This window comes from Larkinella knui (assembly GCF_003858645.1).
GTDB classification, from domain to species: Bacteria; Bacteroidota; Bacteroidia; order Cytophagales; family Spirosomataceae; genus Larkinella; species Larkinella knui.
This window is the reverse complement of sequence record NZ_RQJP01000001.1, coordinates 583,536-605,152: the sequence shown is the minus strand read 5'-3', so window position 1 is coordinate 605,152 and position 21,617 is coordinate 583,536. Positions and strand designations below refer to the sequence as shown.

Here is a 21,617-nt window from a genome sequence, read left to right as displayed (position 1 = left end):
GTACTTTCCTAAATCGAATGAAACGTTTTCTATTTCTTGCGGCTTTCGGGCTGGCGGCTTTGCTATCTGCGGCCCGATTAACCTCCGATACCCCCCAACAAACCCGTGCCGACCGCGAATGGACCGAATACCTCGGTGGCCCCGACCGGAACCACTACTCCCCACTCGATCAGATTAACGCATCTAACGTTAGTAAGTTACAAATTGCGTGGGAATATCATTCCCGGGATTCCGGTCAGGTGCAGTGCAACGCCATTATTGTAGACGGAACGTTGTACGGCATTACGGCTTCCTGTCAGGTTTTTGCGCTGGATGCGGCCACAGGACAGGAAAAATGGCGGTATTCCGAAGCCAGCCGGGGCGGAGTCAACACCACCCGGGGCGTCACCTACTGGCGTGACAACGACGACAAACGCATTCTTTTTGCATCCGGCTCCTCCCTCTGCGCCGTCGATGCCCGAACCGGCGTTTTGATTCCCGGCTTCGGCACCAACGGAAAAGCAAGTCTGAAAGCCGGATTGGGACCGACAGCCGTCGACAAATTTGTGATTTCGAATACGCCCGGTACTATTTTTGGCGACCTGATCATCATGCCACTGCGACTTTCCGAGGGTTCGGATGCGGCCCTGGGGTATGTTCAGGCGTTCAATGTTCGGACGGGAAAAATTGCCTGGGTTTTCCGAACGATTCCCAACCCCGGCGAATTCGGCTACGAAACCTGGCCGAAGGAAACCTATAAAAACACCAACGTCGGCGGAGCCAACAACTGGTCGGGGATGTCGATCGACCGCCAGCGCGGCATCGTCTACGTGCCGACCGGGTCGGCGGCTTTCGACTTCTACGGCGGAAACCGCAAAGGGCAGAACCTGTTCGCCAATTGCCTCCTCGCGCTGGATGCCAAAACCGGCAAACGGATCTGGCATTACCAGTTTGTCCACCACGACATCTGGGATCGTGACCTGCCCGCTCCGCCGAATTTAATCACCGTTCGGAGCCACGGAAAGCTCGTCGATGCGGTGGCGCAGGTGACCAAAACCGGCCATGTATTTGTCTTTGACCGGGTTACCGGAAAACCGCTGTTCCCGATTCGCGAAACGCCATATCCAAAATCATCCTTGCCCGACGAACCCACCTGGCCAACGCAGCCCGTTCCGACCCGGCCCGCGCCATTTGCCCGGCAAACCATCACCGAAGCCGACCTGAGTCCGCTGGCCGAAAACCGGGATTCGTTGCTGGCCACCTTCCGGCGTTCCAAAGTCGGCCCCTATCAACCCCTCGGAAAAACGCCAACGCTCGTGTATCCGGGACTGGACGGTGGGGCCGAATGGGGCGGTGCGGCCGTTGATCCCGACGGCATTATGTACGTAAATGCCAATGAAATGGCATGGGTGCTGAGTCTGCGCGACACGCCGAAAGACGAGGAGCTGGCCCACCTGAGTCCCGGCGAACGGCTGTATACGCTCAACTGCGCGGTTTGCCACCGGCCGGATCGCAAAGGCAACCCGACCAGTGGCTATCCGTCGCTGGTCAACATTGGCCAACGCCGGGAGCGTGAGTTTGTCCATAAACTCATCACCACGGGCAAAGGCATGATGCCCGGTTTCACCCGGTTTTCCGAAACCGAGAAACAGGCGTTGGTATCGTTTCTGTTCGGTGATGAAAAAGTGGAAGCGACCTCGGCGAAACCCGGCAAAAAAGAACCGTATGTTCCCTATAAATTCAATGGGTATACCAAATTCCTCGACAGCAAAGGCTACCCCGGCATTCGCCCGCCCTGGGGAACGCTAACCGCCATCGACCTCAACACCGGCGAACACCTCTGGCAAAAACCGTTCGGCGAACTGAAAGAACTGACCGCCAAAGGCATTCCGCCAACCGGGGCCGAAAGCTACGGTGGCCCGGTCGTCACGGCCAGCGGTTTGCTCTTTATTGCCGCCAGCAAAGACGGTATGTTCCGGGTGATCGATAAGAAAACCGGTGCGGTATTGTGGCAAACCGAACTGCCGGCTGCCGGATACGCCACGCCCAGTACGTACGAAGTCAACGGCAAACAATACATCGTCATCGCCTGCGGGGGCACCAAGCTGGGGACTAAAAAAGGCGACAGTTACGTCGCGTTTGCGCTGCCATGAGGTTCATTCAGAAAAAACGGCCGCATAATCCCGGACAAAATTCCTGAAATCGCGGGGCGTTTTTCCGGTTACATCCTGAATGGCGGAAGAAACCGCCGAAGCTTCACCGCGCGCATAATGGGCGTAGTCTTCGATCAATCCGTCGGCCTGCCATTCGGGAAAGCCGACCGAGCGCAACGCCTGCCGCAGGTCGGCATCCGATACGTTAATGTAGAAAACCGGTTTGCCGAGCCCTTCGGAAAGATAAGCCGCCATCTGCTGATGGGTGATTGCTTCAGGACCCGTCAGATCATAATTCTTGCCTTCATGACCGGGGGCGGTCAAGGCTTCGGCGGCTACGGCGGCAATGTCCCGACTGTCCACCAGGCTAATTTTAGCGTCACCCGCCGTGGCAAAGAATTTACCCTGCTTCACGATCGGATCGCGAAAACCGAACAAACCCTGCATGAATAAATTCGGGCGCAGGAAGGTATAGGCCAGACCGGATTCCCGGATTTTTTGCTCGACGGCGGCATGATACCGCAGAAACCGCACGGGCGAATCGAGGTCGGCGGCAAACTGAGAAAGTTTCACAAGGTGCTTTACGCCCGCACGCTGAGCCATTTCGACAAAAGTAGCCTGCAGATTTTCAGCCTGTTCCGACGAGTTGGTGAGCAGAAAAGCCCGGTCAATACCGTCAAGCGCCCGCCGTAGGCTGTCGGCATCGCTCAAGTCACCCACGACGAGTTCGGCACCGTCGAGTGCCGCCAGTGTTTGGGTGTTTTCTAACGAGCGAACCAGGGCGCGGAAGGAAACGCCCTGGGCCGCTAATTGCGTAGCGAGTTCAGAACCGATGGTGCCGGTAGCTCCGGTAATCAGAATCGAAGGTGTTTTTGAATTTGTCATGGTTGTGTTTTTTTGATACGACAAAGTTCACCCTGCTTACTGACCGGAAATTGTAAGAAAACGAAATGGGCGGTCCTTTGCTAAAGTCCGCCCATCGGGTACGTGCCTGCGGTTTGCTTTATTTTGCCAACCGCGCCCGGATTTCACCCAGAGTCTGCTCTTTCAACAAATAACCGTCTTTGAAAACCGTTTCCAGCAAACCCGTCCCTTCCTGTTCCCAGCTCACCTGATCTTCCATGCAGATCGCCCCCGTTTTGTCGTTTACCAGCCGGATGAGTCCTTTCGCGCTTTTTTTCGTTCCGTCATCGGTTTTGGGATCTTTGAAAATCGCGCGGCCCTCGCCGTTTACTTCGCCATACGTAGCTTTGACGGCAAAGCCGAAGGTGTCGCGGGTGACGTATTGATAGGTGTAACTTCCAATGCCCAGCACGACGTTGGTCGAGGCAAATCCTTTCCGATGCAACCCTTCACAAATGGCCTTGCAGCGGTCGAGGTTGATGCTGTCGCCGTAAATCAATCCAATGTGCGAATCCAGCACGTTGAACCCTTTGGCGGTTCTAGTGCCACCAAAAATCTCCCACAGACATTCAATGGCACCTTTAAATGCGGGCGATCCTTCGGGCGCATCCGGATCTCCGCAGATGATTTTGATCGGATCACCACTGTCGGGCCGGATCACGACTTTGCCCTCACGCGCCAGAATGAGCGGTTTTAGTTCGGGCAAATACCCGGTAATGACCTGCCAGAAATCCCAGGTATCCGACACAATACTGACGACGCCCTTCGGATACACATCCTGAATCAGCCGCCGGAAGGTTTCAATTTCGCCGTCCTGCATGCCCATACACATCACGGAATGTTCCGTCGCCGGCACGCTTCCGCCGATCAGTTCGGTATCGGAATTGGCGCCGTAATACTGTTCCAGAAAATCAAACGCGGGAATGGTGTCGGTACCCGTAAAGCTCAGTAAATGAGCGGCTCCACTCAACAGAGCGGCTTCCAGACCGCCCATGCCCCGGAAACTGAAATCGTGGCCCTGCCAGGGTACAAACGCCGGATCACCACCGGTTTTTTCGGCAAACTCGTCCAATATTTTCCGGTATTCAAAAGCCGTGGTGGCGCTCGTACAGGGCAGCCACAAAATGCAGGACAGGATGGTTTCCAGAAAGTTGGTTAGCCAGAATTCTTCCGGCCGGGTATTTTTAAACGTGAACATCGGCATCCGCATTGGCACCCGTGTTCCTTCCGGTACGGCTTTGATTTCGAGCGGCAAATACCCCAGATCATGTAACGTTTCGATGTGATCGTAGGTGATGGCACCGGGTCCGAGGTAGCTTTCAATCCGGCGTTTGTACTCGGCCACGACGGTTTCTTTCGGGCGACCGAAGAAGTTCTGGTTGTAATCTTCGATCAAATACTTTTTGATAAAGTACTGTAAGCCAAAGAAAACCACCCGATCCACCTGCTCCAGGCGGCTTTTGCGGGGTGTCCAGTTTGAATAGACGAGTTCCGTTCCGGTGGGGTATTGACGACGGTGATCTACTTTGTAACCGTCGGAAAGATTGAGGGTGGTCATGCGTTTATGAGGTGGGGTAAAAAGAGAGAAAAAGAGAGTTGCGTGAGGTTGGGATGCGTGATCGCACGAATGGAATCGGTGGTAAAAACCCGTTTGAACGGAACCGCCAGGGGTTCGATGCCGCGGCTGAAAATCCCGTGGCTGACAACCAGGTACAAGTCACCGGCACCGTGTTGCTTCAGTTCTTCGGCCAGGCCAACAAAGGTTGCTCCACCATCGCAGATATCGTCTACAATGACGCAGGTTGCCCCTTGTAAATCCGGCCCCGACACGAGAAAGCCCGATAGCGCACCGGTTTTTACGTCGCGCCGTTTGCGGCACTCGACCACGTCGATACCGCCCAAGACTTCGGACAATTGATAGATTTTTTTCAAGGCTCCCCCGTCCGGCGCAATCAGTTTACAATCGCCGATCTGGGCCAGGCACTGCGCAACAAACTGGTGATTATCAACGACCTGCACCTTGTTTAATAAAGCGGGCGTTACGTCCGAATGCGGATCAAAAATGGTGATCTGGTGGTAGTGTTGCGCGTTGAGCAACTCGGCGTAAACTTTCACCGTCAGTGGTTCACCCGGAATCATCACCCGATCCTGGCGGGCTCCGGGAAAATAAGGAACAAAGAGGCTGATGCGTTCAGCTCCGGCCCGGCGCAGGGCGTCAGTTGCCACCAGCAGCAGGCCAACATCCTGAAAACTGTTCAGGCGGCTGGTTATCAGAACATCGGTTTCGGGCAATGGCCCGCTCAATTTGAGGTGTGGTTCTCCCCCATTGAAAACGAACGCCTGAAACGGAACCGATGGGCCGTAAGGTTCGAAACCGGGAGAAAGATGGAGATAAATCATTTTGCGTATTTTTTACGCAAATTAAATACACAAACGACTTCTCAACCAAATTTCAGTCCCTTTTATTTGCCAACAATTGTGTGAACGGTAAAAGAGTGTTGCTCAAAGCTCGAAGTAAAAGCCCTGATTTTTCATCTTAAAATACTGATCCTCATTAAATTGAAATAAATTAGCCGGACGGCCTTTTCCATCCGAACGCTTTTCGTCGAGTTCAGTCAGGATTCCGAAACTCATCACTTTTTTCCGGAAATTGCGCCGGTCGATGGGCTTATTCAGTAGGGTTGAGTAGAGCTTTTCGAAGTCAGAGAACAGGAATTTTTCACTGAGTAAACCGAATCCAACCGGCTCATACGTCAGTTTATTCCGAAGACGCCGGAGGGCGTGCCGGATGATTTCGGCATGATCGAACGCCAGTTCCGGCAGGGCGTTGATATCGAACCAGCGCACATCGTCGGCATCGGTGGAAGCGGCAATCTCAAAAGCATCCGGTTTGACCAGCGCATAATACGCGACGGCGATGGCCCGAAAACGCGGATCACGCTCGGGTGCGCCGAAGGTATAGAGCTGCTCCAGGTAGTTGATCGTCACGTTGGTTTCTTCACGCAATTCGCGCTGAACGGCCGCTTCCAGACTTTCGTTGTCCAACACAAAACCGCCCGGCAATGCCCAGCCGCCCTCATAGGGTTGTAGTTTCCGCTGGATCAACAGAAGGTGTAACGCCTGGTTTCGATACCCGAAAACAACGGCATCGACGGCTACTTTTATGGTTTGGGAAATCGTCATAGCGTATTCAAGTTAAACCGCCAGTGCCCGCCGGTACATCCCCGGCGTTTGCCCCGTTCGCTGTTTGAAAACCTTGTTGAAATGCGAGAGGTTGTTAAAACCGCTTTCGTAACAGACATCGCCGATGCTTCGGTCGCCGGTCAACAGTTTCCGGGCCTGCGCAATCCGGAATTCGTTGACGAAATCGGTAAACGTCATCTGCGTCATTTTTTTAAAATACCGGCAAAAGGCCGGAACAGTCATGCTCGCCAACGAGGCTACCTGCTGAATATCAACTGGTTGTGCATAGTTCGTTTCAACAAAGCCGTAAATTCGGTTGATCCGCTCCTGCTCCCGGCCATTCAGATCCAGACTAATACTTTCGGCGTTCAGAATCTCGTAGTCGGACGAAACCGCCAGTTGCTGAAAGATGTTCAGCAGCGCCAGCAGGCGTTCAAACGGCGGCAGAGTCACCAGCGCGGCCACCTGCCGCCCCACCTGCCGCTTGGTTTCGCCATTGAAGGACATGCCCTGGTGCGCCCGGTCGAATAACCGCCGAATGGCCTCCATTTCCGGTCGTTGCAGGAAGTCTTTCCCCAGAAAATCCTCGCGCAGCTGAACCACGATCTCCTCAAAATCGCCCACCACGCCATGCCCGAAATTCAGGTGCGGCAGGTTGGGGCCCAAAAATACCAGTTCACCGTCCGAATAGGTGGATACATGGTGACCAATGTGCCGCTTTCCGTTCCCGCGCGGAATGTAGACAATCTCGTATTCGGGGTGATAATGCCAGTAAACCCAGCAGCTATCCGGTTCGGTATGGTGAATCAGCCGGAATGAACTGCCAAATCCCGGTTCTATTTTTTCAAATTGCGGCTTCATTCCTCCCTGTATAGATGCCTAATTAACATTAATTTACTACAATAGCTTAACACAAAATCAATAGAGCATCAAAATTAGATAATTGAACCAAACATTTACCCAACAAACTGCCTTACTTTTGCATCAGATTGATCTAAAATCCAATGGACATCACAGTTGACCAAAAGCCATCGGCCACACCCTCCCTTCTCCGAAGTCTGAAAACGTTCTTTACGAATCCGCAGGCGCGGGCCGTCGGACTCGTTTTCTCCACCGAAAGCCTTTCCCTGGGTGGCTGGGTGGCTCATATTCCCTACGTCAAAAACAAGCTGCATTTGACCGACGCCGGTTTGGGCATGGTGCTTTTTGCCATGCCGCTGGGCTTGCTGATCATGAACCCCCTGTCCGGATGGATCATTGCCCGATTGGGTGCGGCCCGTACCTGCTTCATCAGTGCGTTAATCCTGTGTTTCAGCACTTTATTGCCCATCAATGCACCCAATGTCGCCATTATGGCAATGGGTTTGTTTCTGGTTGGTCTGAGTGCCGCCCTGCTGAATGTGGCCATGAATACCTGCGCAGCCGATGTGGAACGGGAACACAACATTCTGATCATGTCTTCCTGCCACGGAATGTGGAGCCTGGGGGGGATGATCGGTTCGCTGCTGGCCGGCATTCTGATTGCAGTTCACGTTTCGCCGTCGATCCACATGTTCGCCGTGACCCTCGCACTGCTGGTGCTGACGCTTGCCGTGCGTCCCATTCTGGCGACCATACCGGCGCAGCCGCCGACGGAATCCTCGGCGGCTTTTGTGAAACCGAATCTGCTGCTGTTGCTGATGATTTTCATTGGCCTGGCCGTTGCCATGGGCGAAGGGGCCGCCCTCGACTGGAGTGCCGTGTATCTCCATGAAGCAACGGGGGCATCCGGCCAGATTGCCGCGTTAGGCTTCGGCTGTTTCTCGCTGGCCATGACGCTCGGCCGGTTTATGGGCGATGCCATTATTCCGCGGTTCGGAGCCAAACGCATTCTGAGCGCAGGGAGTCTGGTGGCTGCGATGGGGCTGTTGCTGGCCATTGCGGTTCCGGTTCCGCTGGTGGCCTTAGCGGGGTTTGCGCTGCTGGGTGCGGGATGTTCGTTGATTGCACCCATCCTTTACGCGGCATCGATGCGCGTTCCGGGCATTCCGGCAGCCACCGGTCTGGCGACTTTTGCCACCTTCAGTTTTGTCGGTTTTCTGGCAGGACCGCCCGTCATCGGTTTTGTGGCCGAAGCCTACGGACTGGCCTACGGGTTGGGTCTTGTGGTGGTCGTGCTGCTGCTTTCTGCCTACATATCCCGAAAAGTCAACATCTAATGGCGCACTCAATCCAAAACCATCGGCGCGATACGCTGATTTCACCCAATCGCTACTTCACTCATTCACTCAATATCTTTTCATGAAAGCTGCTATTTTTGACATGGACGGCGTAATCGTCGATACCAATCCCCACCACCGCACGGCCTGGCGTAAGTATTTCGAACGGTACGGAAAACCGCTGACGGATGATGATTTTGTCCGCTATGTTTCGGGCAAACACAACACCGACATCCTGACGCATCTGTTTCCCGACCGGCCCCTTTCGGGGGCGGAATCCCGGCAACTGGCCGCCGAAAAGGAGGCCTTGTTTCGGGAATTATACCTTCCGGACATCACGCCCGTTCCGGGTTTGCCCGCGTTTCTTCAGTTGCTGCGAAATGCCGGTATGCTGACCGCCGTTGGAACATCAGCACCGGTAGAAAACCTCGATTTTATCATCGATGCCCTGAATCTGCGCTCCTACTTTGACGTCCTGCTCGACGAAAGTAAGGTAACGCGGCCCAAGCCCGACCCGGCTATTTATCAGAAAGCCATGAAAATGCTCGGCGTCGAACCCCACGAAAGCATCATTTTTGAAGATTCTACGACGGGTATTCGGGCAGCCAAAGCAGCCGGGGCTTACGTGATCGGACTGGCAACGACCGAATCAGCGGAAGAACTGCTCCGCATCGGTGCCGACGAAGTAATCCGCGATTTTACGGAACTGACGCCCGAGCGGTTTCAGGAACTGCGAAGCCGCTCGGTATCGGTCTGACCGGCTGGCAAAACCATTACCGCATCACCCTGTTGAATCGTTCCACCCCTCACCACCCGCGCGGTGAGTCCGCCGTGGCCGCGCATGGCGTTATAACCACCCGGTCCCAGGTTGGTTTCCATGCGCGAACACGGATGACAGTAGCCGGTAATTTCCAGAATCACCCCGTCGCCCAGCTGAATCCGGTGGTCTTTCAGCGCCAGTAGATTCAGGCCGGATACGACAATATTTCGGCGGAGCAAAGCCGGGTCGACAGACTCGTGCCCGGTCAAAGCCGCTACCACCGGCAGGTGTTCGGCCTGAATCAGCGTTACGTGCCGGTTGCCGTTCCGCCCGCTGTAGTGATCGCCCACCAATCCCTGTTGCTCCGAAACCGCTACGCTTTCGACAACCGCAACCGCCCCGTGCTTCACCGGCCGGATGCCTACCCATTCCACCCGACCAGCTCGGGGAAACGTTTCCAGTAAAATCTTCATTTGGTTTTCCACAGATCCTGCTTTTTGCCAGAAGTGAAGGTATCGACTTTTCGGGTAAATAGGTACGACCGACATCGAATACTTCTATTTTACTAAGAATAGGTTTGAATTCACCCCGAAGGAGTTTGCTGTTACCAGATACCAAGGCATCCAGGAGCTACCCGGCGTTTAAGGGGCTTTTTTCTATCAACAGACCGCCCTTCCAGGACTTGTTAGTTAATTCAACCAGCTTGTAAAAAACACCCTGCTTGCTAATTTGTACAATTCGTATACAGTCGATCAACAAAAGACAATTTCTTAATATCGTTATTTCCAAAAAACTAGTTTAAATATTCACTGATAATTTTCTAACTATTAAAGAATCTTAAAAATTAAGTTTTAATCTTAATTTAATATTGCCATAAAATTATTTATTTCGAAATAATCAGTTGAATTTGTTACCTAACCTATTTTTCACCCTCTCTATTAAATTATATGACTAAATGTGTACAACTCACATTTCTCTTACTCCTGTTTTCCTTCCTGAGCCATGCTCAGCAGAAAGCAATTCGCGGTAAGGTGATTACAGCCGAAGAACGGACGGTTTTACCGGGCGTGACGGTGGCCGTCAAAGGGAACCAGCAAGTCGGAACCGTGACCGGTGCCCAGGGAGAATATCAGATCAACGTCCCCGCCGGTGCAACAACCCTCGTTTTTTCTTCCATTGGCTTCCAGACGCAGGAAGTCACCCTTGGTTCCCAAACCACCCTCGATGTTTCTCTCGTTACCGACACCAAGCAGTTGACGGAGGTTGTTGTCACGGCCGTTGGAATTACGCGGGAAAAGAAAGCGTTGGGCTACTCGGTCAGCACCATCAACAGCAGCAAAATTGCCCAGATTTCGGAGCCGGATCCACTGCGGTCATTGTCTGGGAAAGTTGCGGGGGTGAATGTGCAGGGCTCAGGTGGCGCGGCCGGTGGATCCACCAACATCACGATTCGCGGAAACTCCTCGCTCTCCAACAACAACCAGCCCTTGTTTGTCGTCGATGGTGTTCCGTTTGACAACTCCTCTTTCCTGACCGACGGCGGGCAGCAGGGCGGGGCCAGTTTTACCAACCGGGCTTTCGACCTCGATCCCAACAACATCGAATCGATGACGGTCCTGAAAGGTGCCGCTGCGGCTGCTCTCTACGGATCGCGGGCGGCCAATGGCGCAATCATCGTGACGACCAAAAACAACCGGAAGAAGTCAAAAAAGGGGCTGGAAATCGCGTATAACACCTCTTATTCGTACGAAAAACTCGCCAAAGCCCCTGAATATCAAACGACCTATGGTCAGGGAACCGAGTGGGATACGCGCTACGGCGTGTTCGGTACCTGGGGCGCACCCTATTCCCAAATCGACTCCATTTTTCATCCGATTGGCGTTCGGTTGCCCACGGTTTTTCCGGAACTGGCCAACAAAAAGGTAAAATACGAGCCGTTTGGCCAGCAGAATTACGAGAATTTCTACGAGTCGGGTTTCGTGTATGAAAATGCCCTGAGTGTTTCGGGCGGCAACGAAAAAGCCAGCCTGACCGCCGGTTTTTCGAGAACGGCCAACAAAGGAATCGTGCCGTTTAACAAGATCAACCGGACCAGTTTCAACGTGGGGGGCAATGCCCAGCTCGACAACGGATTTTACCTCAACGGGTCGCTGACGTACGTGAACCTCGATCAGACGTCACCCCAGCTCACGTCGAGTATCGGAAACGGACCCTCGGCCATTGAAATCCTGCCCTGGACCCCGAATAGTTACGATCTGACCAATTATCCGAATACAAATCCGCTGACGGGTGGCAGTGTATACGACCGCGTGGGCATCGACAACCCGTACTGGTCGGTAAAAAACAGCCCGGTTACGAGCAAAGTAGACCGGTATTACGGAAAATTCACCCTCGGTTTCGACGCCTTTCCGTGGCTCAACATCCAGTATACGGCGGGTTTCAATGCGTATACAGACCGACGCCGGAGCGTGAACGGGAAGAACGGCGAAGTATACCCGAACGGCAACGTTACGGACGACAACATCTACCGCCAGGAACTAGACGGTAACCTGCTCATTACGGCAACGCGCGATTTTGGCCCCGATTTTAGCCTGCGGGCCATTATTGGCAATAACCTCAATCAGCGGCTGACAGACCGGCAGCTGGTGTTTGGCGACGGCATTATCGTGCCGGGCATCAACGACCTGGACAACACCCGGATTCAGCAAACTTTCGGTGGCAACCTGATTAAACAGCGGTTTATGGCGTTTTTCGGCGACTTCCAGTTGTCATACCGCAACTTTGCCTTCCTGAACGTGGTGGCCCGCAACGACATATCCTCCACGCTTCCCAAAGGCAACCGCAGCTACTTCTATCCCGGCGTCAACGGCTCGTTTGTTTTTTCGGAACTCTTCAAGACGAATACGGCCATTCTGTCATTTGGAAAAATCCGGCTGGGTTACGCGGTGGTCGGAAACGAAGCCAGCCCCTACCAGACCCAGACGGTGTACAACATCAACCCGTCCTTTACGCATCCGGGGCCGGTCGACATTCTGGCCCCTTTCAACGGCATCAACCTGATGACGTACAGCAACCGCTTGGGAAGTGCCGCCTTGAAACCGGAATTTATCCGCGAATTTGAAGCCGGTACGGAACTGCGTTTCCTGAAAGACCGGATCGGAATCGACCTGACGTATTACCGCAAAATCAGTACATCGCAAATCTTTACGGTCGATGTCGCCCCGTCGTCCGGGTACCTGACGCGGGTCGTCAATCTGGGAAAAGTAAAAAACGAAGGAATCGAACTGGGCCTGGACATTACACCCATCAAACTGGCCAACGGTTTCAAATGGAATATTTACACGGCTTTTACCCGCAACCGGAATCTGGTTCTGGATCTGGGCGGAGCAACCGAACTGTTTTATAGTCAGGCCAATGCGACCAACACCATCGGCAGTATGCACATCGTTGGCCGTCCCTACGGTTTGATTCGGGGCAGCTATTACCTGCGCGACGAGGAGGGAAATCTGCTGATCAACCCGGCCACCGGCAAAGCCATTCTGGCCGATCGCCAGGGACCGGTTGGCAATCCGAACCCGAAATTCACGATGGGCGTCACCAATACTTTTACCTACAAAGGCATTACCCTCGGCGCGTTGTTCGACTGGAAACAGGGCGGGGATCTGCTGTCGGTTTCGGTAGCCGAGATGCTCAGCCGCGGGATCACGCGCGATAACGAAGACCGCAACAAGGTGCTCGTACCGGTCGGCGTGTTGGGCGACCCCAATACCAAACTGCCCATTCTGACCGCCGACGGCAAAAAGCAACCCAACAACATTCCGATTTCGGTCAACGAATACTACTTCGGAACGGGAGCGTTCAGCGGTAGCCAGGGCACCGCCGACGAGTTCCGGGTTTTCGATGCCACGGTTTTCCGGCTGCGCGAAGTCTCCCTCGCCTACCAGATTCCGGCGGTATGGCTGGCTAAAACGCCTTTTGGATCGGCATCGATTTCGCTCAGTGGCCGGAATCTGTGGTACAAAGCGCCCAACTTTCCCAAATACATGAACTTCGATCCGGAAGTCAATTCGCTGGGGGCGGGCAATGCGCAGGGCTTCGAACTCGTCGCAATTCCTACGACGAAGCGGTATGGCGTCAACCTGCGCTTTACGTTCTGAGGCTGGTGCCGATTTGCAAATCGGCAGTCGTTCTGTTCGGGATCGCCGGGCGACCCCGTTGTAATCTCAAACCTGCCTACGAAATCATTTACCATTTACCGAAACTTATTCATGAAAAATAGCCTTAAACTGGTCCTCGGAGCTTTTATCGCACTCACATTCAGCAGTTGCAACGATTTTCTGGACATCAACGTCGATCCAAACACCCCGGCGCAGCCGGTGCTGGATCTGCTGCTTCCGGCCACGCAAGTCTCCATCGGCGTTCACATCGGCGGTGGCGCTACCAACCGGATTGCCACAGTGATCATGCAACACGCGACGCAAAATGGCCCCAGCCGCTTCGAGTTGACGGGGTCTACCTTCCAGACGCCCTGGAACGGTATTTATTCGGAAGCCCTCAACGATCTGGAAATCATCATTCGGGAGGGAACGGCCAAAAGCCAGTGGAGCTACGTGGGAATTGCCAAACTGGAAAAAGCGTACACGTATAGCGTGCTGGTCGATCTGTGGGGCGATGTCCCGTTTTCGGAAGCCTCCAAAGGCGACGGCAACCTGAGTCCGAAATTCGATAAAGGGGCGGATATCTACAAGGCGGTTTTCACGCTGATCGACGAAGCCGTTGCCGATCTGAACAAAACGCCGTATGTCTCGCCGGGCAATGCGGACCTCTTTTACAAGGGCGACCGTCTGAGCTGGATTCGCGCGGCCAACAGCCTGAAACTGAAGCTCCTGAATCAGATTCGGCTGGTTCCGGCCGAACAGGCGCGGGTGAAACAGGAAATTAACGCCCTGATTGCGGGCGGCCAGTTGATTCTGACCAACGCCCAGGATTTTACCTTCAAATTTGGGGCTACCGAAACCCCGCAAAACCGCCATCCGATTCACATCAGCGACTACCGCGCCACGAAAGATTTCTGGATGGATCAGGGGTTTATGGAACGGCTCTACAATGCCGACGATCCACGGTTGCGGTATTACGTGTATCGCCAGACCAGCAATGCCGGGGTCAATTTTACCCGAACCAGCAACGGGTACGGGGGCCGTTTTACCGGTGACCCGACCGGAGCACCGGCCGACAACGCCGTGCGGGCGACATTTGGCATTTATCCGTACGGGGGGCTCTACGACAACAATCCCATCAGCAATTTACCGGCTACCAACGTCTTTCTGACCAATACCGGCACCAACACCCCGGCCAATTTTCGGGTGGTTACGACGGCGGACGGTACCGGTGCCGGTATTTTCCCGATCGTTACGGCTTCGATGGTTCAGTTTATTCTGGCCGAAGCCGCGCTGACCCTCGGAACGACGGGTGACGCCAAAGAGTATTTCAGGAACGCCATCACGCTGAATCTCAACAGCATCAACAGCTTTGTACAGGCTCCGGGCAACTCGGGCACGCAGCTATCGGCCACAACCATCACCAATTTTGTGAACGACCGGCTGAAGAAGTATGACGACGCCAATGCCGCCGGAAAGCTTTCGGCGGTGATGACCGAGAAATACATTTCGCTCTACGGCAATGGCATCGAGTCGTATAATGACTACCGCCGGACGGGAATTCCGACGCTGATGGCCCCGATTTCGCCCCTGAATCCGTTTCCGTTGCGGTTTACGTATTCCCAACGCGAATTGAACACCAACACGGCCGCTCCGGCTCAGAACAATTTTGTAACCCCGGTTTTCTGGGATTTATAGACGGTATTTGGTATTCAGTATTCGGTTTACGGTGGCTGACGCGTGCTGCTACGAATGCGTCAGCCACCGTAAACCATAAACCGAATACCGTAAACCATAAAACTATTTAAGAACAAAAACACGGTTTCAAAACCGTCCTGACCATATGAAATCAATCGCTTATTTAGCCTTGTTTATGACCGCTCTGGTCATTTCGGACGCTTGCCAAACCAAAGATCCCATTCCGCTGGCCCCCGCCGGAGCCGTGGCCGTGGCGAAGGTCAATCCCGCTAAAGCCTATTTCGATGTAACGAATCTGGCCACCACCGACTTTGAGTTTCAGTTGAGTGGTGAAGATTTCGGGCAGGGTGTCGGGGTAAAAGCCATCGAAGTCTGGATCGGACTGAACAGCCCTAAGATCGCACTGGCCGCTTCGATGACTTCCTGTGGCAACGGCGTCGGCTGTCTGTATCCAAGCGGTGCGCTGGGACCGCTTCCCAGTCGTCTGGCCGCTACCGATAAATTATGGAAGACTTTCTCGACCCTGCCAGCAACCGTTTCCATCAAAGCCAGCGAAGCGGCTACGACGGTGGGCGTTTTGCCAACGAGCCTGCTCCTGAACGATACCTTTCAGTTAAAATTTGTCGTACAAACCAACGACGGTCGGCGTTTCGATGCCTTCCACGACGGAATTTGCGATGAAACACGGGGGCAGGTCGGCGATTGCCGTCTGGTGATTCGGGTCGACAATAAGAAAGCGTTGTACCAACCTTTGAAATAATCAAGTACCTTCATCAGCGAAAATGAAGCGCCGTGCTGGTTCATTCCGGCACGGCGTCTTCTCATGCATTTTACCCCATTCATCATGCGAAACAAAACACTTTCCCGACTGCTTGTGCTTGGACTGGGTTTGTTCCCCACGGTTCTGCACGCCCAGGCGACATTGACGAAAGAACAACAGGACGTTTTGAAAGGACTGGACAGTAAATCGGCGCATTACGGCGAGCTTTCCAGACAAATCTGGGACTGGGCCGAAGTGGGGTATCAGGAACAGAAAAGCTCGGCCTTGTTGCAGGACGAACTGACCAAAGAAGGTTTTTCGGTGAAAGTCGGGATTGCGGGCATTCCGACGGCTTTCGTGGCCACGTTCGGCAGCGGAAAACCGGTGATCGGCATTCTGGCGGAATACGACGCTCTGCCGGGAATCACACAGGATGCCACGCCGGAACGGAAACCGATTGACACGAAAAAAGCCGGACATGCCTGCGGACACAATTTATTCGGGCCCGGTTCGGTGGCCTCGGCAATTGCAGTGAAAAACTGGTTGCAGAAATCCGGCAAAAGCGGCACCATCCGGCTCTACGGAACACCGGCGGAAGAAGGCGGTTCGGGGAAAGTATACATGGTTCGGGAAGGGTTGTTCAACGACACCGACGTGGTCTTGCACTGGCATCCCGCCGACCGCAACGGTGCCGATCCCTCCACTTCCCTGGCCAACATCACCGCCAAATTTCGCTTTCGGGGCATCGCGGCCCACGCAGCCGCATCGCCCGAGCGCGGACGGTCTGCTCTGGATGGCGTGGAGTCGATGAACTATATGATCAACATGATGCGCGAGCATATACCGTCGGATACGCGGATTCATTACGTGATCACCAAAGGCGGTGAAGCTCCGAACGTCGTCCCGGATTTTGCGGAAGTCTATTATTACGTTCGGCACAAAAACCGCCAGATATTAGTGGACATCTGGAAGCGGATGGTGAAAGCCGCCGAAGGGGCCGGGCTGGGAACGGAAACAAAAATGGAATACGAAATCATCGGTGGCGTTTACAACCTGTTGCCGGTGGAATCGTTGTCCCAGCTCATGCACAAAAACCTCAGTCTGGTGGGTGGCGTGTCCTATACAGCGGAGGAAACCAGGTTTGCCGAGAAACTGGGCGAATCGTTTGGTACCAATTTCGGCGCGATCCGAAAACCGGGTGAAGCCGCAACGGTTTCGCCGTTTGCCAACAAAAACGACCTGCTGAGCAGTGCATCAACGGACGTGGGCGATGTGAGCTGGGTGGTTCCGACCGTCGGTTTGTCGGCCGCCACCTGGGTTCCGGGAACGGCGGCCCATAGCTGGCAGGCCGTCGCGTCGAGCGGTACAAGCATCGGCGTCAAAGGCATGATGGTGGCGGCTAAATCCTTGTCGCTGACCGCCATCGACTTATTCAAAGATCCGGCCCTGATTCAGAAAGCGAGGGCCGACTGGCAGCAGGCCCGCGGTGCCGACTTCAACTACGAAGCGTTGCTGGGAAACCGCAAACCGGCGCTGGATTACCGAAAATGAGATTTAGTTGTTTCGAGGGTTGTTTCGCGGAGTTGAGCGGAGAAAAAGGGAGTTAAACAGAGGTCTTTTAAATAATTCTCCGCTTAACTCTTTTAACTTCGCTTACCTCCGCGAAACAACCCTCGAAACAACCAAAGTTTACTTCAAATACCGCCTGGCCGGGCGCAAAACCGCCCGTTTTGGATAGGCGACGCCCCGAAAGCTACCCGGCAAATTCGGGTCACCACGCTTGTAGGCTGGCAGTTTGGGATATGGATAGATCGGGCGCTGAAACCGGACGCCATTGCTGGCCAAACCGCCCGTATACGCTGTGGCAATGAATTGATCCGGCGCTTTGCCTTCCTCCACCCACTTCATCAGAGCCGTCATCACATCATGTTCGCTGTCCTGCGGAACCGTGAGCGCCAGGTTCTGGCCGCAGTCGTTCAGACCCGGTCCGCCCCCACAATGCGCCATACCGGGAATCAGAAAGAACCGAAAAAAATCCGCCGTCCGCTTGGTGCTGCCCTGGGCTTCCACTACGCGCTCGTAGTAGCTGACGGCATCCTGATACGGCACGAGCGGATCAGCCGTTCCGGCATACATTAGAATTTTCCCTCCCCGTTTTTTCAGCGCCGATAAATCCGGGTTGTTCGCGTTTAAAATCGGAGCCAGCACTGAATCCATCCGGTCCTGATCGCGGTCAAAGTCAAAAGCTGTGTAATCGAAGTTTGCTCCGAACACCCATTTATATTGATAAAAAAGCGAGGGCGGCCCCTGCTTGGGGTTCTGCTGGTAGTCGAGACCCGCCGACGAATTTTCACTCCCGAGCGGTATGGGCGTATAGATTCGTTCGCCCGTTCGGGGATTGATCGGCCCGGCATAAATCTTTTTCAGGGCCGTGAGCTGGGCACGGGTCAGGCAGGTCCCGTCGTCGGTACCGTCCGGGCATTTGGGCAAGGTTTCGGGATCGAACGAACAGGCGCGGGGGTCGGTCAGGAAATCATCGCCGGGGGCTCCGCCGTCTTTCCCACCACAAGCCTTGACCACCGCGCTGGTGATGAGGGCAATTTTTTCTTTCGGCAGAAAGGCGCTGCCGGGGATCTGGTTGGTCACTTTATAAATCCAGACAAAACCGGTGTGCAGATGCGTCCGGTTGTTGGCGGGCGCTCCGGCCAGAATACCGTCATAATCGTCCGGATACCGTTGTGCTTCCATCAGCGCCTGCTGGCCACCCGTCGAGCAACCCGCGAAATACGCTTTTTGAAACGGTTTCTGGTAGTACGCCTGCGTGATGGCTTTGGCGGTTCTGGTCATCTCGTGCGTTGCCCGGTGACCAAAATCCACCCACCGTTCGGGGTGTCCCACGGCTTCATTGGCCCCCGGCGAGGTTCCCATGTCGGTATTGGTCGTAGCAAATCCGCGTTTTAATCCATTGGCCAGAGCCGAATAACTGATGCTTCCGGCACCACCACCCGTTCCGGTTCCCAAAAACCGCCCGTTCCAGTTGGTTTGCGGCAGCCAGACCTCAATTCGGATGGTTGATTCAGGAGTGGGTTTTAGGGTAGCGGCAACCCGGCAAAAGGCGGGTAGTCCGGTGATGGGCTGACTGCTTCCCGGTGGCGTGAATGTTCCGGCCGTTACACATTCGGCGGTTGTGATGGTTGCGCCGGGAAAGGTCTGTCTGGCAAGTTGCTGGCAGGAACAGGCAGCACTGTCGGTTTGGGCGTTTAGCGGTAGGTAACCACTGAGGGCCAAAAGGAATACGGTAATTTTAAAGGTCATGATGATCGGGCCAAGGTCGTTTTCAAAGGTAAACAGGATACGGTTGTTTCGCGAAGCTGAGCGGAGATAAAGGGAGTTAAGCGGAGTTTTTTTACTTCTATTTTTCTCTGTTTGACTCTAAACAACTCCGCTCAACTCCGCGGAACAACTTTTAAGAAAATAAATCGTATTTTGCGGACTGGATTCTACCTCGGTTTACCGTCCCGGATTCAGTCTATTTATTCTTGAGCAAATCTATTTTTCCCTATTGACTATGAGCGAAGTAGCCACCCGATTTAAGCCCGGCGTTATCACCGGCGAAGGCGTCACCGAAATTTTCCGTCACGCCAACGAAAATGATTATGCGCTTCCGGCGGTCAATGTTGTCGGTACCAACTCCATCAATGCCGTGCTGGAAACGGCCAAGGCCGTTAACTCGCCGGTTATCATCCAGTTTTCGAACGGGGGTGGTATCTTTTTCGCGGGCAAGACCTTGCCAAATACCAATCAGCAGGCGGCAATCGCCGGCTCGATCTCCGGTGCTCTGCACATTCATAACGTCGCCGAATTATACGGTCTACCGGTTATTCTGCATACCGACCACTGCGCCAAGAAACTGCTGCCCTGGATCGATGGGTTGCTGGAAGCGGGTGAAAAGCATTTCGACAAAACCGGCAAACCGTTGTACAGCTCGCACATGCTCGACCTGTCGGAAGAACCGATTGAAGAAAACATTGAAATCTGCGCCAAGTATTTCGAGCGGATGGCCAAAATCGGCATGACGCTGGAGATCGAACTGGGGGTGACGGGTGGCGAAGAAGATGGCGTCGATAATTCGGACGTCGATGATTCGAAGCTCTATACCCAGCCTTCCGAAGTGGCTTTTGCGTACGAAGAGCTGTCGAAAATATCACCGAATTTCACCATTGCTGCGGCTTTTGGAAACGTTCACGGCGTTTACAAACCCGGTAATGTGAAATTGTCGCCCATCATTCTGAAAAACTCCCAGGATTACATTCAGGAGAAATTCCAAACCGGTCCGTTGCCCGTCAACTTCGTTTTCCACGGCGGTTCGGGCTCAAGCCGGGAAGAAATCCGGGAAGCCATTCGCTACGGTGCCATCAAGATGAACATCGATACCGATATTCAGTGGGCCACGTGGGAAGGAATCAAAAATTACTACGAAGCGAATAAAGCCTATTTGCAGGGCCAGCTTGGCAACCCCGCCGGGGCCGATTCGCCGAACAAAAAATACTACGATCCACGCGTCTGGTTGCGCAAGGGTGAAGAAAGTCTGGTAAGCCGTCTGAAAGTGGCGTTCGAAGACTTGAACTGCATCAACCGGCTGGCGTAAGGGAGTAAAGAGTTCCGAGTGAAGAGTTATGGGCCGCCAGGCTTGTAACTCTTTTTTTGTGCCAACTGGTTGCGAAAACGCGTCCCTCCTACCGGGTATACACTCCATTCTACCCGCTGTTCATTTAGGCTGGCGAATTGGCAGCTTTCAATTTACCTTTCATCACCAATCAACGAGGCCGCCGAAAATCGCTGACCCGGATTGGCACTATTCACATCACGTACTCTTACCACGCTCCATAGCGTATCATCATGAAAAAGCAACAAAATAAACTCGGTTTGAAGACGGTTCACCTCATCAAATTGACGAAAAACGAGGCTACCGCTATCGCCGGCGGAGTGGTTCCGGCGTCGAGAAGATGCCTTTTGCCCGCGGTTTAGGAAAGCAGCTGGCCGATTTAAAGCTACCGCTGCGACACCTTATCAGTAAGCACGGGAGCCGCCCAATGAAGGCAACTTACCAAACCGGTACGAATGAAACTTGTCATTCGTACCGGTTTTTCTTTGTCTGTTATATAGCTTAAAAAAGGCATCTTACATTTTAGGCTACTTAGTTGAGTCTTTAAAACTAAGTATTTTTACATTATTGAACAGAAGCAGGATTCTGTTAAAATTAATCAAGAACTTACTGTTTATACGTATTTTTGAATAGCCTCAATACCGGCCTATTATGTATCTTAAGCGTTACAAATAGAAACGTGTTATGAAAGCTATATCTTTATTATCGATGACATTAAATGTCATGTCCATCTCCCGGAAGTTCACCACAACGAAAGAATGCCCGTATTGTGGCCGGGATCAATCGGCTGCCGAGCGAAAACCGCGATCCCTGTTGACCAAAACATTACTTTTTTTTGTACCAAACCGCACCTACCGCTGTCTGGGCTGCCGCAAAACCTTTATCAAAATTGGTAATTCGTAAGGACCAGCAAGCCAACCGGATTTTGCCAGCCCTTACGCTGTATTATTTCTTTGAAAAGAAAGACAGATTTCAAGGTAGTTAAATTGAATGTCGATTATGTCTTCTTTTCACTTATGTGCTAATTAGTACACAACTATATACCAAGTTCACAGCGCATTGATTCAAAAAATTGAAATTACTTTATAATACACATGAATTATTTTCAAGTATCTATCCAGTAAATTTAATAGTCTGGTAAAAGACCACTTCCTGATCCG

General features: G+C 53.4%; 16 protein-coding genes. 9 read left to right on the top strand and 7 right to left on the bottom strand.

Annotation, left to right across the window (positions count from 1 at the left end; genetic code table 11):
* Window positions 1-17 precede the first annotated feature (17 nt).
* On the top strand, window positions 18-2,132 hold the full coding sequence (locus tag EHT87_RS02405; RefSeq protein WP_124903468.1) for an outer membrane protein assembly factor BamB family protein: 2,115 nt from the start codon (window positions 18-20) through the stop codon (window positions 2,130-2,132).
* A gap of 3 nt (window positions 2,133-2,135) precedes the next feature.
* On the opposite strand, the gene EHT87_RS02400 is transcribed toward EHT87_RS02405, so the two are convergent.
* From EHT87_RS02400 to EHT87_RS02380, 5 genes are all read right to left on the bottom strand, one after another.
* On the bottom strand, window positions 2,136-3,017 hold the full coding sequence (locus tag EHT87_RS02400) for an SDR family oxidoreductase (protein WP_124903466.1): 882 nt from the start codon (window positions 3,015-3,017) through the stop codon (window positions 2,136-2,138).
* A 118-nt stretch (window positions 3,018-3,135) separates the two neighbouring features.
* Window positions 3,136-4,593, bottom strand: a complete 1,458-nt coding sequence (locus EHT87_RS02395) for a nicotinate phosphoribosyltransferase (RefSeq protein WP_124903464.1) — start codon at window positions 4,591-4,593, stop codon at window positions 3,136-3,138.
* Window positions 4,590-5,435: a ribose-phosphate diphosphokinase gene (prs, locus tag EHT87_RS02390; protein WP_124903462.1), complete on the bottom strand. Its 846-nt coding sequence runs from the start codon at window positions 5,433-5,435 to the stop codon at window positions 4,590-4,592. Before prs ends, EHT87_RS02395 begins: the two co-directional genes overlap by 4 nt.
* Before the next feature lie 102 nt (window positions 5,436-5,537).
* Window positions 5,538-6,218 (bottom strand): NUDIX hydrolase, encoded by a 681-nt coding sequence (locus EHT87_RS02385; RefSeq protein ID WP_124903460.1) that lies wholly within the window; start codon window positions 6,216-6,218, stop codon window positions 5,538-5,540.
* 12 nt (window positions 6,219-6,230) lie between these two features.
* On the bottom strand, window positions 6,231-7,079 hold the full coding sequence (locus EHT87_RS02380) for an AraC family transcriptional regulator (protein ID WP_124903458.1): 849 nt from the start codon (window positions 7,077-7,079) through the stop codon (window positions 6,231-6,233).
* A gap of 143 nt (window positions 7,080-7,222) precedes the next feature.
* On the opposite strand from EHT87_RS02380, the gene EHT87_RS02375 reads away from it, so the two are divergent.
* Both EHT87_RS02375 and EHT87_RS02370 read left to right on the top strand, forming a co-directional pair.
* Window positions 7,223-8,416: an MFS transporter gene (locus EHT87_RS02375; RefSeq protein ID WP_124903456.1), complete on the top strand. Its 1,194-nt coding sequence runs from the start codon at window positions 7,223-7,225 to the stop codon at window positions 8,414-8,416.
* Between the two features lie 82 nt (window positions 8,417-8,498).
* Window positions 8,499-9,173, top strand: a complete 675-nt coding sequence (locus tag EHT87_RS02370; RefSeq protein WP_124903454.1) for an HAD family hydrolase — start codon at window positions 8,499-8,501, stop codon at window positions 9,171-9,173.
* Here the strand turns inward: EHT87_RS02370 and EHT87_RS02365 are convergent.
* Window positions 9,140-9,649: an MOSC domain-containing protein gene (locus tag EHT87_RS02365; RefSeq protein ID WP_124903452.1), complete on the bottom strand. Its 510-nt coding sequence runs from the start codon at window positions 9,647-9,649 to the stop codon at window positions 9,140-9,142. The two genes, EHT87_RS02370 and EHT87_RS02365, sit on opposite strands and share 34 nt — an antisense overlap.
* A gap of 474 nt (window positions 9,650-10,123) precedes the next feature.
* On the opposite strand from EHT87_RS02365, the gene EHT87_RS02360 reads away from it, so the two are divergent.
* The 4 genes from EHT87_RS02360 to EHT87_RS02345 all read left to right on the top strand — a co-directional run bounded on the left by EHT87_RS02360 (window position 10,124) and on the right by EHT87_RS02345 (window position 17,342).
* On the top strand, window positions 10,124-13,333 hold the full coding sequence (locus tag EHT87_RS02360; protein WP_124903450.1) for a SusC/RagA family TonB-linked outer membrane protein: 3,210 nt from the start codon (window positions 10,124-10,126) through the stop codon (window positions 13,331-13,333).
* A gap of 111 nt (window positions 13,334-13,444) precedes the next feature.
* On the top strand, window positions 13,445-15,031 hold the full coding sequence (locus EHT87_RS02355; RefSeq protein ID WP_124903448.1) for a SusD/RagB family nutrient-binding outer membrane lipoprotein: 1,587 nt from the start codon (window positions 13,445-13,447) through the stop codon (window positions 15,029-15,031).
* Window positions 15,032-15,176: 145 nt separating this feature from the next.
* Window positions 15,177-15,791, top strand: coding sequence for a hypothetical protein (locus EHT87_RS02350; protein WP_124903446.1), 615 nt, complete (start codon window positions 15,177-15,179; stop codon window positions 15,789-15,791).
* Between the two features lie 84 nt (window positions 15,792-15,875).
* On the top strand, window positions 15,876-17,342 hold the full coding sequence (locus EHT87_RS02345; RefSeq protein ID WP_124903444.1) for an amidohydrolase: 1,467 nt from the start codon (window positions 15,876-15,878) through the stop codon (window positions 17,340-17,342).
* A 138-nt stretch (window positions 17,343-17,480) separates the two neighbouring features.
* Here the strand turns inward: EHT87_RS02345 and EHT87_RS02340 are convergent, their stop codons facing one another.
* The gene (locus EHT87_RS02340) at window positions 17,481-19,106 is read right to left on the bottom strand and encodes a tannase/feruloyl esterase family alpha/beta hydrolase (RefSeq protein WP_124903442.1); all 1,626 of its coding nucleotides are present in this window, start codon (window positions 19,104-19,106) and stop codon (window positions 17,481-17,483) included.
* 253 nt (window positions 19,107-19,359) lie between these two features.
* On the opposite strand from EHT87_RS02340, the gene fbaA reads away from it, so the two are divergent.
* Window positions 19,360-20,439: a class II fructose-bisphosphate aldolase gene (fbaA, locus tag EHT87_RS02335; RefSeq protein ID WP_124903440.1), complete on the top strand. Its 1,080-nt coding sequence runs from the start codon at window positions 19,360-19,362 to the stop codon at window positions 20,437-20,439.
* Window positions 20,440-21,141: 702 nt separating this feature from the next.
* Window positions 21,142-21,360 carry a hypothetical protein gene (locus EHT87_RS02330; protein ID WP_124903438.1) on the top strand — a complete coding sequence of 73 codons (219 nt, stop codon included), beginning with the start codon at window positions 21,142-21,144 and terminating at the stop codon, window positions 21,358-21,360.
* The last annotated feature ends 257 nt before the right edge of the window (window positions 21,361-21,617 follow it).